Below are 13,719 nucleotides of genomic sequence, written 5' to 3'. Positions count from 1 at the left end.
CCATATAATATCTCTTTATTTCAATTAATCTCCGTCCGAAAACATGGAGTTTGCCAGAGAGGTGACAAAGGACAGCAGCACACTAAAGATAAGTGCCCACCAGAAGCCGTCTACCACCATACTGTCTATAAAATAATCTGCAATCAGAATAATCAAAGCATTGATCACCAAAGCAAATAATCCCAACGTAATAATCGTAAGCGGCAGTCCCAAAAGTCCGAGAATAGGCTTAACAAATATATTTAATATCCCCAGTACAATGGCGAAGATAATTGCCGAAGAAAAACCTTCGAAATGTACGCCCGGAAGCACCTTCGTCAGAAGATAGGCAACAATTGCTGTAACAAGCAGCCTGATAATTAAGTTCATATTATTATTTTTTAATGTTTAATGGTGTTTATGGAGCAAAACCTGTTCCATTTATAGTAAAAAACCCTTTCTGGCTCTTCGTTTACAGAATATTTTAAAGTCTGCTATTTTTTTATTTTGTCCTCATCATGGTTACCAGTGAAGTGGCTACATGACTTTCGGAGCCTGTACTCTCATTGATCACGTAAATCTCAGTTCTTACCACGATGATCTGCATTCCGCCTTTTATGACGTAAGACTTTGATATAAGGGCATCCCCAAATGCAGGACGAAGATAATTGACTTTCAGTTCAACGGTTACGACATAGCAGTCATCTTTGTAATGACTGACCGAAGCATATCCCGAAGAAACATCCACCAGTGAAGCAATCATAGCACCATTGAACATTCCTGCTTTACGGGTCATCATTTCCATTTTAGGAATTTTGATGGACACAAAACCGGTATCGACCTCTAATAATTCAGCGTTGTAAAATTTCAATGTTTCGGAGCGGCTGAAACTGTCGGTAATGAGTTTCTTTTTTTCTGGAGTCATGAATAATGAATTAAAATGGAAATACAAAGTACACAAATGTTTTTCAGAAATACCAGAAAATACGGAACAAGTTTGGTATTTATTGTGAGTTTTTGAGGATAAATGTTTTATTCGTGCCTGATATGATGTTTCGTCTATCAATTGCTTTGCGTAATATTTTGTCACGCTGAGCGGAGTCGAAGCGTTTTTTTTAACCACAGATTAAGCGGATTTACACGGATGATGGTGGTGATAGAAAGCTTTTAAAACATTAAGATCAATGAAGATGATAAGGAAAATTAAGAAAAATCAAATGATTTTTTAAGCGGTATTTCTTAAAGTGAAACTAACCTTAATATTCTTAAAAGCTTAATGAACCTTAATGGTTTTTATATGAGTTTTATTAACCAAAAACCTTGCTTCCATTAATTGCCTTTCGTAGTGCTTGCTGTCACGCTGAGCGGAGAAGAAGCGTTTTTTTAACCACGGATTGCACGGATTTACACAGATGATTCTGTTGAAGGAAAGCTTTTTAAATCATTAAGTTTATGTATCTATCAATTGCTTTGCGGAGTATTTTGTCACGCTGAGCGGAGTCGAAGCGTTTTTACTAAGGATTACGCAGATTTACACAGATGATTGTGGTAATGGAAAGCTTTTATTCAACCCAAAAGATTATTTTTGCTGTAAACGGATGATTTTATGACCTGTAAAAAACTTTTCACGCTTCTGAGCTTCCTGCTTTGTTCTGTGTTTTATTCGCAGGCACTGCATCTTTACGGCGGTTCCGATAAGGATCAATATCTGGGTTGTTTAAACTGTGATACGTTCGATAAAAATTCAATCTGGAATTCTTTTGGAGATTATGGAAATGTGCTCAGTTCAAAATCGATCTGGAACAGCTCCGGGAACTATGGAAGTTCCTACAGCACGTATTCTCCGTGGAGTACTTATGCTTCTTATCCGCCGGCAATTTTGGATGAGAACGGTAACTTTTTCGGCTATATGACGTTGAATACCTTTGCTTCCGAAAGATCGGAGCTTGAACTGGCTCAAATACTTTGCAAATACCATGATTCAATCAAAAAAGACCTCAGCGGCTGGTATGATAAATTATTCCGTTAAATCTTAGGAAAGCTGTACCTGAAATTCTTCTGTAATGGTCAGAACTCCTTCTGTCAAAGTTTCCGGATGTGTGCTGAAACCTTTCAGTTTTGAAGTTTTCCCTTTTAAAACAAGATCTAAAAGCTGCTTATCCGAAAGTTTCTTCCCGAAAATATCAAAAGTGATTTTAAAACCGCAATTCTTAAAATCTGAGCAGCCTACTGCCGCTTTTCCTTTAATCAGATGATGTTCTTTACATTTCGGGCACTTGGTTTCCTCCCAGGATTGAAGTTCTTTTTTCTGAGCAGGTTCTCTTTTTTTCTTCTCCTCCACTTTTTCCTCTTCCTGCAGCATGATTACTTTTCCTTTTCCGTCAACCACCTTTTTAGTGAGTTCCGTTACCATCTGGATCAACTCTTCTTTAAACTGATTGGCTTCGTATTCACCGCTTTCAATTTTACGGAGTTTCAGTTCCCATTCTCCCGTTAATTCAGGGCTTTTAAGCAATTCGTCCTCAATGGTATCAATGAGCTGGATCCCGGTCTGGGTAGCAATCAGATTCTTCCTTTTCTTCTCAATATATTTCCTTTTGAAGAGGGTTTCAATGATATTGGCACGGGTAGACGGTCTTCCGATTCCGTTGTTTTTAAGCATTTCACGAAGCTCTTCATCATCCACCTGCTTTCCGGCAGTTTCCATCGCTCTCAGTAAGGTTGCTTCCGTGTATGGTTTTGGAGGCGTAGTTTTCCCCTGGTGGATCATGGGATCATGAGGTCCGGTTTCGCCCACGGTAAATTCCGGAATGGTCTGTTCTTCCTCTTTCTCTTTTTCTTTATCTGCGGATTCTTCCTTCGGTTCTTTTGCATATACAGCTCTCCATCCCGGTTCCAGAACCTGTCTTCCACTCGTTTTGAAAGGAATGGTTCCTACTTTTCCTTCTACCAGAGTATTGGAAATTTTACATTCAGGATAAAAAACAGCAATGAAACGTTTTGCAACCAGATCGTAAATTAATTTTTCTTCTCTGCTTAAATTCTGTGAAGGCGGAACTTCAGTAGGAATAATCGCGTGGTGATCCGTCACTTTTGCATCATCAAAAACAGCCTTGGATTTGGGAATAGGCTCCTGCAGTAAAGGTGCCACCAATTCCTGATAGAAATTCATTCTCTGAAGAATCCCTTCTATTTTCGGATATAAACTTTCGGATAGATAAGTAGTATCAACACGCGGATAAGTCACATGCTTTTTTTCATAAAGGCTTTGAATGTAACCCAGCGTATTGTCCGCAGAAAATCCGTACTTCTTATTGGCTTCCACCTGAAGGCCCGTCAGGTCAAAAAGCCTCGGATTTTTTTCTTTTCCTTCTTTAATTTCAAAGGAAACAATTTCAAACGGATTGACTTTAAGATATTCCAGCCCTTTTTCTGCACGTTCCAGTGTTTTTAAACGGTCAATGGCCGCATTGAAAATCACATCACGGTATTTCGTTTTGAGTTCCCAATATTCTTCTGTCGTAAAAGCATCAATTTCTTTCTGCCGCTGAACCAGCATCGCCAACGTAGGAGTCTGCACCCTTCCAATAGAAAGAACCGCCTTGTTTCCACCAAATTTTTTCGTGAACAACCTTGTAGCATTGATTCCCAGCAGCCAATCTCCAATGGCTCTTGCATTGCCTGCGAGATAGAGATTTTTGTAATCCTCAGCAGGCTTTAAACGGGCAAAACCCTCTTTAATCGCCTCTTCAGTAAGGGATGAGATCCACAGACGCTGAACCGGTTTGTTGCATTTCGCCTTCTGCAAAACCCATCGCTGAATAAGCTCACCCTCCTGCCCGGCATCCCCGCAATTAATCACCTCGTCACATTCCTCTACTAATCTTTCAATGACTTTAAACTGATTTTCAACGCCTTTGTTGGGAATTAATTTAATCCCAAAGCTTTGAGGAATAATCGGCAGCAGAAAAAGATTCCAGGATTTGTACTGGGGCCCGTAATCGTGAGGTTCCTTTAAGGTACAAAGATGCCCGAAGGTCCATGTCACACAATAGCCGTTTCCTTCCATATAGCCCTGTTTAGGCACATTAGCACCCAATACTTTGGCAATATCTCTGGCAACACTGGGTTTTTCGGCAATACAAAGTTTCATGAATATTCGGGATTATTGAAGGGGGACAAAATTCGGGATTTTTTTTGGATTAAGCTAATTTAGTTGTTGCTGGTTTTGTTTTGCTTAAAATGAATTTATATGGAAAAGAGTTTTAAATCAGAGGAAATAATTTAATGCAGTTTGTTGGGGATCGCAAAGACGCAATTTTTTTTCTTTTGTATTGTTTTAAGGCGCAAAGATTTTATCTGCGATAAAATTGAGTACCGCTTGTCATTGCGAGAAGTGCAGCGACGAAACAATTTAACCCTCTGCTGGCGCGAGCGTCCCGCTCGTGCCAGCAGGATTTTATCTGCGATAAAATTATATAACGTTGAGATTACGGGTCACAAAAAATGTTTATTCATCATTATCCTTGCTGAAAATCTTGGATTTTCTTGTGCCTTAAAAAAGCTATTTACTTAAAAATATTGCGTCTTTGCGCTTTCCAACAAAAAGAAATTATGTCTTACCGGGACGATCGCGCTAGCAGAGGAAAACAGCGATAACATGACAAAAAAGCCCCCTTAAAAAAGAGAGCCCTTCACAATATTATGAAACAAGGTTCATTAATCTATTTTATTACATCGTCATCGGAACATCCATCAGCAGGATCTCTGTGCCTTCCGTCGTAGCTTTAATATTCAGCTCTGAAATATCCCAGATTCCAAAGCCATCTCTTTCTTCCAGTTTTTCACCTTCTATTTCGGCGCTTCCTTTCAGAATAAAAGCATACACACCGTTTCCTTTTTTCTTAATCTGATAATGAGACTCGATGGTATTATCGAAATTGCCCAGATGAAACCAGGCATCCTGATGAATCCATACTCCTTCATCGTCAGCATTTGGGGAAAGAATCTGCTGAAATGTATTTTTGCTTTTTGTTTTGTCCAACGTGATCTGGTCATATCGTGGCGTGACATTTCTCTTTTTCGGATATACCCAGATCTGAAGAAATTTCACCAGACTGTCTTTATTTTTATTGAATTCACTGTGCATAATTCCTGTTCCTGCACTCATTGCCTGAATATCTCCGCTTTGGATCACTGCGGTATTTCCCATGCTGTCTTTATGCTCCAGATCGCCTTCCAGCGGAATACTGATGATTTCCATATTATCATGAGGATGGGTTCCGAACCCTCTTCCGGCTTCCACATGATCATCATTGAGAACCCTCAAAACTCCGAAATGCATTCTTTCCGGATTGTGATAGTTGGCAAAACTGAAGGTATGATTGCTCAACAGCCATCCATGATCAGCTCTCCCTCTTGAATCCGCCTTATGAATCACTGAATTGTCTTTAACTTTAGAATCAGGATTGGGTAAATGATTGTATCCGATCGGTTCCAGCGGCTCGATTTCATCAATCTCATTTTTCATGGTATTTCCCAAGGAAGCAGATGCCACAAACATTCCTGTTCCCAGTAAACCTTTCTTTAAAAAATCTTTTCTGTCCATATCTGTAAGTTATTGTTTGATTTTGATAAGACAAATGTAGGACGATAAAAATTCCTGTACATTTAACTAGTTTAATAAATCACTTCCTGCAAAAATGTCGTAACTTAAGTTGAAATTAAAATATCAGCATCATGGTACACACCGCATCATTTTATGAAGACCTGCATTATGAGGAAGGAAATAAGCCTGCTGTGAAGGTGATGATCAAAACAGATCTTGCCAAAGAAATAAGAATACTGTTCCGGAAAAACCAGGAAATGAAAGAACATAAAGCTCCTTATACCATTATCGTCCAGGTGCTGGAAGGCATCATTGATTTTGGAACCGACGGCCAGCGTTATCTATTAAACAAAGGTATGATGATCGTTCTTCCAGCTCATCAAATTCATGATCTTATTGCTCAGGAGGAAAGTATGGTAAGGCTCAGCCTGAACCTGCAGGATCATACTTCGAAGGTGGAAGGAGTGTAAGAAGTTCTGCTAATTCTTACTGATGAACACATATTCTGTTAATCTCTGTTCTCCATATTTTTCAAGCATTTTCTGATCCACTGCCCATTTTAAATCCCTGCTTGCTGTGGGGGCAGAAATATTTTTGAAATGTTGCAGATAATCTTTTCTGCTAAACCTTCTGTTCTTTACTTTTTCGTGAAAAAGCAACAGTCTGTCTGTTGTATTTAAATTGGTATTTTGAGATCTGAGAAGCTGCTGTAGTGTTTCCAATATAAGCGTCAACATAAATTCAATAAAAGGAGTGGAATTTCCTTTTTTATCAGACTCTGAAAGTGTATTATAATATTCCTCCTGATTCTCTTTAATAAGGCTTTCTACAGGCAGATACTCAAATACAGGATACTGCTGCATCAGAATAAGGGTCTGCCATAATCTGCCCATTCTTCCGTTGCCATCCAAAAAAGGATGAATAAATTCAAATTCGTAATGAAAAACACAACTTTTGACCAAAACAAGTTCAGGATCATTCTTAACGTACTTAAACAGATCATTGATCAAACCTTTAACCATCATACCGCCCGGAGCAATATGCTCCACTTTTGAACCTTTCACTATTCCTACATTCGAAGTCCTTAATTTTCCGGCTTTATCAATCAGATCTTTCATCAGTATAGCATGTGCTTTTTCCAGATCCCTGGGACTTGCAGGATTAAATTCGTGCAGACGTGAATATACTTCAATCGCATTCTGTACTTCCCGGATATCTTTTAAAGGCGCAATAATTCTTTTATTATCCAGTAATGCCGTGATCTGCTCTTCAGTAAGGGTATTTCCTTCAATCTCCAATGAAGACTGTATTGTTTTAATACGGTTTTTCCTGCGCAGTTCAGTGGCAGGCTTATAAAGATGATGTGCATTAATTTCCCCAATCTTTTCAGATATGGAAACAATTAATGATAGAATTTTATCTGTAATGGTATACGGCGGTCTCAAAGCTTGATAGTATCATTTGATAGTATCAAAGATATGAAATCATTCTTAATAATATCAGATCATTAATAAAAAAGCCCGGATTTCTCCGGGCCACGCATAGCAAATTTACAAGGATTAAAAAATAGATATGCTAGTTGACGTTCTCAAAATAATGGATCATCCCTACCTCGGGCAGGTGATATTTGTGGTTTGTAAGGTCCGCTTCCCTGTTCCTGCTGTTCTCTAAAAATGAATTGCTGAATAACGCATAAGAAGGCTGTTCCGCAAAATCATTTTTAAGCATCTGATGAGCTTCTACAACTGTTTTGCCGTAAAGCTTTTTAAAACTTCCGATCCTGTACTGTGAAAATTTTCCATAATGCACAATGAATTTCAAAGACATGTCGATGGAAATGCTCAGCTCTTTGTTCAGCTCCTTAATTTTCCGGTTAAAAGCATCCCGCATTTTCCAGAGTATCGTTGAAATATTCTGATAGGAAGGTTTGTCATCGTATCTGTAAAATAAAATGGCGTCGCCTTCAATTTCTGAGATTTCAAAATATCTGTCGTTCATATCGATCAGTGTAGATAGTAGTTGTCTTACAATATATTCTCCTGTATAAAGTTTTGTATTGAACACAAATTCAGTAAACCCGCTGAAATCAGGAATAAGAATAATACCCTCGTGTATATTTGTATTCTTCATAATGTTATAGTTTAAAAACCTGCTTCCCCATCATAGACGAAGCAGGTTCAGTTTTACTTTACTGCCAGCCGCCTCCTACTGCTCTGTACAGGGAAGTGATGGCATTCAGTCTTTGTGCTTTCAGGGAAGCTACATCCAGTTCTGCCTGAAGTTTATTGCTCTGGGCAATGATCACCTCTACATAAGTCGCTGAATTGTATTTAAATAAAACATCAGCTTTCTTTACAGCTTCACCGGATTTTACAGCTAATCCTTCTGCAATTTTCTGCTGTTCTTCAAGCTTCTGGATCTGTACCAATGCATCAGAAACCTCTCCTACCGCTTTCAAGACAGACTGCTTAAAATTAATTTCAGCCTGATCTGCCATTACTTTAGACTGCTCATACTGCGTTTTCAGCTGTTTCCCGTTCAGAATAGGCTGGGCAATCATTCCTGCCGCCATCCCGAAAAGTGATCCGGGAACACTGAACCAGTGGCTGGCCTGGAAAGCATTCAGACCGCCCTGAGCTGTGATGTTCAGGGAAGGATACATGCTTACTTTGGCTACATGGATGGCTGCGGCACTTTTTCTTACTTCAAGTTCCGCGCTTTTAATATCCGGTCTGTAGCTTAATAATTCTGAGGGTATTCCTGCTGAAATCCTGTCCGGCGACTGCACACTGTTGAGGCTTCCGCTTCTTTCAATTTTATCAGGCATTGAACCCGTAAGCAGGCTCAGTGCATTTTCCTGAATGGCAATGGAACTTTCAATGGCAGGAATAGATTTTATGATCTGATCCTTTAAAATTTCCTGCTGCTGTACGGCCAGGGCTGTCGTTAAGCCCAGTTCCTGCTGTTTGGTTAAGAATTTCAGGGTACTGTCAGAATATTCCAGGTTGGATTTTGTGATCTGCAATTGGGTATCCAGCATCAGTAAATTGTAATATCCCTGCACTACAGAAGCTACCAGCTGGGTTTTCACTGCTTTGGCGGCTTCCTGGGTTTTAAGATATTCTACAAGAGCCTGCTCCTTTCTTCCTTTGATCTTCCCCCAAATATCTGCTTCCCAAGAGAAACTTAGCGATGTGGTATAATCTTCCGTATATTTTCTTCCCATGAACTGCCCGGCCATCATTCCGTTCATACTGTTATCAGATGGACGGCTGATGCTGGCATTTCCCAGCGTGGCACTAATGGTGGGAACATTCCCCCACTTGCTCTGGTTATAGGCCAGTGAGGCATATTCTATCTGTTTTAAGGCGACCAGAAAATCGTTGTTCTGTGCCACAGCTTTATCGATCAGTTTTACCAGAACCGGATCTTTAAAAAAGTCCTTATAACTGGTCTTTGCCATATTCTCCTGAGTTTCGGCAGCGATGCTGTCACTTCTGAAGACTTCAGGCATTTTCACTTCCGGCTGCTCATATTTCTGTACTTTGCAGGAAATGGCTGTACCGGAGATCAAGGCAATATAGGCTATATTTTTAATTGAATTCATTTTAATAATCATTTGGTTTAATATTCCCAGTCGGCTTCCGTTATTACTTTTCCGCTCATTCTTTCATGTAAAGCCTGGAAGACCACAAAAAGTACCGGAACCACAAAAATTCCCAAAACAGTTCCGAAGATCATCCCGGAAACCGCCGCAAATCCAATGGAATGGTTTCCTAAAGCTGACGGCCCTACCACAAACAATAAGGGAAGAAGTCCGGTAATAAATGCCAGGGAGGTCATCAAAATGGGACGCAGACGGGCTTTTGCCCCTTCCACCGCAGAAGCGATAAGACTTTTCCCTGCTCTACGGCGCTGTATGGCAAATTCCACAATAAGAATCCCGTTTTTGGCTAATAGACCAATCAACATCACAAGAGCAATCTGAACATAGATATTATTGGACAGATCCGCCATGGTAATTCCCACGAATACGCCTGACAAACCTACAGGAATCGCGATCAGTACAGCGAATGGAAGTACATAACTTTCATACTGCGCGGATAAAAGGAAAAATACAAACACAATACACAATCCGAAGATCATCACCGACTGTGAACCTGCACTTACCTCTTCACGGCTCATTCCTTTGTAGTCATAAGTATATCCCGGAGGAAGTACCTGCTTGCTCACTTCATCAATCGCTGCCATAGCCTGACCTGTACTGAATCCCGGAGCCGGCATTACGGTTAAATTCGAAGAATTAAACAGATTGAAACGGTCTACCACTTCTGCACCTGTTACCTGTTTCAGGCTCACCAATGTATTGACAGGAACCATTTCGCCCGCATTATTTTTAACGAAAATACCGTTCAGCGATTCTTTATCCTGTCTTGTTTCCGGTGTAGACTGTACCAAAACCCTGTAATATTTCCCGAATCTGTTGAAATCCGAAGACTGGATACTTCCGTAATATCCCTGCATCACGCCCAGTACATCAGAAACATTTACCCCAAGCTGTGCGGCTTTCACCTCATCTACAAGAACTTCAAACTGCGGGTACGTTACATCGAATGTTGTAAATGCTACCGCCACTTCAGGTCTCTGCATCAGTGCGCCCATCATTCCGTAAGATATATTTCCTAAATTCTGAAGCTCTCCGTTGGTACGGTCCTGAAGCACAAGCTCCATCCCGCTGGTATTCCCGAAACCGTCTACCGTAGGGGTATTGATCACCAGGAAATTCGCTCTTTTATCCTGGGAAAGCGTTCCCTGAACCTGTCCGATAATATCATTGATGTTGCTTACTTTTCCTCTTTCTTCGGTCTTTTTCAGTTTAACGAAAATAGAAGCCGCTGACGATGACATGGAACCGCTGAATAGATTCAGTCCGTCTACAGAAATTACTTTTTCCACAGCAGGATTCTTCATCAGAAGATCTTCCGTATCGGAAACTACTTTTGTGGTTCTGTCTTTGGAAGCTCCCGGCGCCAGGTTGGCGGTTACAATAATAAAGCTCTGGTCTTCATCAGGGATAAATCCTTTTGGCGTAGTCATAGACATCCATACAAACAATCCACCGAAGCCAAGAATAATGATCAATGCTACCCATTTTCTTTTTAAAAGGAAGAGAATTGATTTCCCATAGCGGAAAGTAAGCTTATTAAAACTTGCATTAAAACCTGCAAAGAAACGCTCCTTAAAATTCATTTTTTCATGGGTTTCCGGATTGTGCTGTTTTAAGAATATCGCACACAATGCCGGGCTCAGCGTCAGTGCATTCACTGCTGAGATCACAATAGCAATCGCTAATGTTAAGGCAAACTGCTGGTAAAATAATCCCGTGGAACCACTCATAAAGGCCACCGGAACGAATACCGCCGACATGATCAGGGTAATGGAAACAATAGCTCCTGTAATTTCACTCATCGCCGACATGGTCGCAGCCCTTGGGTTAAGCTTTTTATGTTCCATTTTAGCATGGACTGCTTCCACGACGACAATGGCGTCATCCACCACGATACCAATGGCCAGTACCAGGGCAAATAACGTCAGGATATTAATAGAAAAACCAAATACATTCATAAAGAAGAACGTTCCCACAATAGACACCGGAACTGCAATAGCAGGAATCAGTGTAGAACGGAAATCCTGCAGGAAGATGTAAACCACAATGAATACAAGGATAAATGCTTCTATCAGGGTATGAATTACCTGCTCGATCGACTGGTCCAGTGCATCTTTTGTGGCATACGGAATTTCATAAGCCATTCCTTCCGGAAAAGACTTCTCCAGCTCTTTCATTCTTTCCTGAAGCGCGATCTGAACTTCGTTCGCGTTTGATCCGGCCATCTGAAAGATCGCCATCGTTACCGACTTTTTCTTATTGAAATTGGAAGAAACATTGTAACTGTATGCTCCAAATTCAACTTTAGCAACATCTTTTAATTTTAAAACGGAACCATCGCTCAATGCCTTGATTGTGATATTTTCATACTGCTCAGGCTCTGTAAATTTTCCTTTGTAACGAAGCACATATTCCATGGCTTCCTTACTTCTTTCCCCGAACCTTCCGGGTGCCGCTTCCAGGTTCTGGGTCTGGATCGCTCTTGAAATATCGGACGGAGTAAGGTTGTATGAGGTCAGTTTATTCGGATCCAGCCATACCCTCATGGAGTAATCCTTGTTTCCGTATACCATGGCATCTCCTACTCCTTTTACCCTTTTCAGTTCCGGTACGATATTGATTTTAGCATAATTTTCAAGGAAAAGATCATCCATTTTCCCGTCCTTGCTGGTCAGTGAAACCATGGCAATCATACTGTTCTGTCTTTTCACCGTTGTGATTCCGGCCTGAATAACTTCAGCAGGAAGCTGGTTAGTCACCTGTGCCACCCTGTTCTGCACGTTGATGGCTGCTTGATCGGGATCTGTTCCAAGCTTAAAAATCACAGTAATACTTAAAGTACCGTCATTACTGGCTGTGGAAGTAATATAATCCATATTTTCCACCCCGTTGATGGCATTTTCCAAAGGCGGCGCTACAGATCTTGCAATCGTTTCCGCATTGGCTCCGGGATAAGCTGCCGTAACCATCACGGTAGGCGGGGCGATATCCGGAAATTTTGTGATCGGCAGACTGACCATACCGACGATACCCAGAATGACAAGCAGCACGGAGATTACCGTGGCGAGTACGGGTCTTTTTATAATAGTTTTTAACATGATTTCTTCTTACGCTTTTTTCTGTTGAGCATTCTTCTTCTGAGCCACTACCGGAGTTCCCGGCTGCAGTCTGTCGAAACCGGTTACGATATATTCGTCACCCGCTTTAAGCCCTTTTGATATGATAAAATTGTCTCCCGCTTTTCCTGTCACTTCTACCGGAAGCATCACGGCTTTTCCGGCTTTGATCGAGAATACAAAGATCTTGTCCTGGATTGTTCTTGTAGAGGCTATCGGAAGCAGAACTACATTGCTGTGAAACTGTTCCATTACAATTTTTCCGGTATTTCCACTTCTCAAAAGATTATCCGGGTTGGGGAATTTTGCTCTTAAAGTGATGGAACCCGTTGTTTTGTTGAACTGTCCTTCCACCGCATCTATTTTTCCTGTCTGTGCATATTTTTCACCTCCCGAAAGCAAAAGGGAAATGGCCGGAGTGTTTTTAATGATCTCGTTGATGCTGCTTCCTGCATTTTGTTTCTGGAAACTGTTAAAATCATTTTCACTCATGCTGAAATAGGTATACACCTCATGAATATCTGATAAAAGCGTGATTGGTTCCTGATTGGAGGGCGTCATTAAACTTCCCAGACGATAATTGAATCTTCCGATAAAACCACTTACCGGAGCTTTAATCGTAGAAAAATTAAGGTTGATTTTTGCCGATTCTATGGAAGATACGGACTGGCTTACCGCACCTCTTGCCGCATTATACGCTGCTTCTGCTTCTTTCACCTGGATATCGGAAACCATTTTGTTTCTTAAAAGCTCTTTTTTTCGGTCTAAATCTATTTTAGAAGTGGAAAGATTGGCCTGTGCCGTGATCAATGCTGCCTGTGCACTTTTCATCTGCTCACGGAAGATTTGGTCTTCTATTTTGAACAGAGGCTGGCCTGCCCGCACATAATCTCCTTCGTCTACGAAGATTTTGCTTAAATATCCGGTCACCTGAGGCCTGATTTCCACATTGGAAACCCCTTCCACAGAGGCTGCGTATTCTCTGGCAACAGAGGCGTCTCCCTGCTCTACTTTAGCTACGGGAAGTTCTGGTGCCTGCTGCTGATAAGCTTGATTTTGATTGCCTTTTCCGCACCCCGCCAAAACGATAAGCGAGAGGAAAAGTATAGTTGATTTTTGGATAAAAAATCTCTGCATAACAATATTCCTTTTAAATTTACCTGGCAAAATTCGGCCGAAAAAAATTCAAGGGAAATATTCAAAAAACCTCTTGTTTTGTCAAAAAGACTCCTGATTATTCAAAACATGAGAAATATCATCAGAAGCCTATTATAGAATACATAAATGAAAGAATTCAGTATTTTAAATCAAAAAACAATGATTATTTAGCAAAAAGACATCATTTTAAA

11 protein-coding genes are annotated in these 13,719 nt (G+C 40.6%); 2 read left to right on the top strand and 9 right to left on the bottom strand.

The features are described from left to right. Positions 1 to 24: 24 nt before the first annotated feature. Together JET18_RS05675 and JET18_RS05670 are read right to left on the bottom strand one after the other, a co-directional pair. Positions 25 to 369 carry a phage holin family protein gene (locus JET18_RS05675; RefSeq protein ID WP_202089643.1) on the bottom strand — a complete coding sequence of 115 codons (345 nt, stop codon included), beginning with the start codon at positions 367 to 369 and terminating at the stop codon, positions 25 to 27. 112 nt (positions 370 to 481) lie between these two features. Next, the gene (locus JET18_RS05670) at positions 482 to 904 is read right to left on the bottom strand and encodes a PaaI family thioesterase (protein WP_202089642.1); all 423 of its coding nucleotides are present in this window, start codon (positions 902 to 904) and stop codon (positions 482 to 484) included. A gap of 681 nt (positions 905 to 1,585) precedes the next feature. Between JET18_RS05670 and JET18_RS05665 the strand changes: the two genes are divergently transcribed. Continuing rightward, complete coding sequence (locus JET18_RS05665) at positions 1,586 to 2,008, top strand: hypothetical protein (RefSeq protein WP_202089641.1); 423 nt, start codon at positions 1,586 to 1,588, stop codon at positions 2,006 to 2,008. Between the two features lie 3 nt (positions 2,009 to 2,011). Here the strand turns inward: JET18_RS05665 and JET18_RS05660 are convergent, their stop codons facing one another. Together JET18_RS05660 and JET18_RS05655 are read right to left on the bottom strand one after the other, a co-directional pair. Continuing rightward, on the bottom strand, positions 2,012 to 4,132 hold the full coding sequence (locus JET18_RS05660; RefSeq protein ID WP_202089640.1) for a type IA DNA topoisomerase: 2,121 nt from the start codon (positions 4,130 to 4,132) through the stop codon (positions 2,012 to 2,014). A 579-nt stretch (positions 4,133 to 4,711) separates the two neighbouring features. Further along, complete coding sequence (locus JET18_RS05655; RefSeq protein WP_202089639.1) at positions 4,712 to 5,587, bottom strand: pirin family protein; 876 nt, start codon at positions 5,585 to 5,587, stop codon at positions 4,712 to 4,714. Positions 5,588 to 5,718: 131 nt separating this feature from the next. Between JET18_RS05655 and JET18_RS05650 the strand changes: the two genes are divergently transcribed. Then, positions 5,719 to 6,057 carry a cupin domain-containing protein gene (locus tag JET18_RS05650; RefSeq protein ID WP_202089638.1) on the top strand — a complete coding sequence of 113 codons (339 nt, stop codon included), beginning with the start codon at positions 5,719 to 5,721 and terminating at the stop codon, positions 6,055 to 6,057. Positions 6,058 to 6,066: 9 nt separating this feature from the next. On the opposite strand, the gene JET18_RS05645 is transcribed toward JET18_RS05650, so the two are convergent. From JET18_RS05645 to JET18_RS05625, 5 genes are all read right to left on the bottom strand, one after another. Beyond that, positions 6,067 to 7,032 carry a Fic family protein gene (locus tag JET18_RS05645; RefSeq protein ID WP_202089637.1) on the bottom strand — a complete coding sequence of 322 codons (966 nt, stop codon included), beginning with the start codon at positions 7,030 to 7,032 and terminating at the stop codon, positions 6,067 to 6,069. A gap of 130 nt (positions 7,033 to 7,162) precedes the next feature. Then, positions 7,163 to 7,717: a DUF2652 domain-containing protein gene (locus JET18_RS05640; RefSeq protein ID WP_202089636.1), complete on the bottom strand. Its 555-nt coding sequence runs from the start codon at positions 7,715 to 7,717 to the stop codon at positions 7,163 to 7,165. Between the two features lie 58 nt (positions 7,718 to 7,775). Continuing rightward, a complete protein-coding gene (locus JET18_RS05635; RefSeq protein WP_202089635.1) occupies positions 7,776 to 9,194 on the bottom strand; it encodes an efflux transporter outer membrane subunit in 1,419 nt (472 codons plus the stop codon). A gap of 17 nt (positions 9,195 to 9,211) precedes the next feature. After that, on the bottom strand, positions 9,212 to 12,352 hold the full coding sequence (locus JET18_RS05630) for an efflux RND transporter permease subunit (RefSeq protein ID WP_202089634.1): 3,141 nt from the start codon (positions 12,350 to 12,352) through the stop codon (positions 9,212 to 9,214). A 9-nt stretch (positions 12,353 to 12,361) separates the two neighbouring features. Further along, on the bottom strand, positions 12,362 to 13,507 hold the full coding sequence (locus JET18_RS05625) for an efflux RND transporter periplasmic adaptor subunit (RefSeq protein ID WP_202089633.1): 1,146 nt from the start codon (positions 13,505 to 13,507) through the stop codon (positions 12,362 to 12,364). Positions 13,508 to 13,719: the final 212 nt, after the last annotated feature.

The organism is Chryseobacterium endalhagicum, from assembly GCF_016745235.1.
Lineage (GTDB): Bacteria > Bacteroidota > Bacteroidia > Flavobacteriales > Weeksellaceae > Chryseobacterium > Chryseobacterium endalhagicum.
Note: the sequence above shows the minus strand (reverse complement) of the source record. Positions and strands in the feature narration are given on the sequence as shown.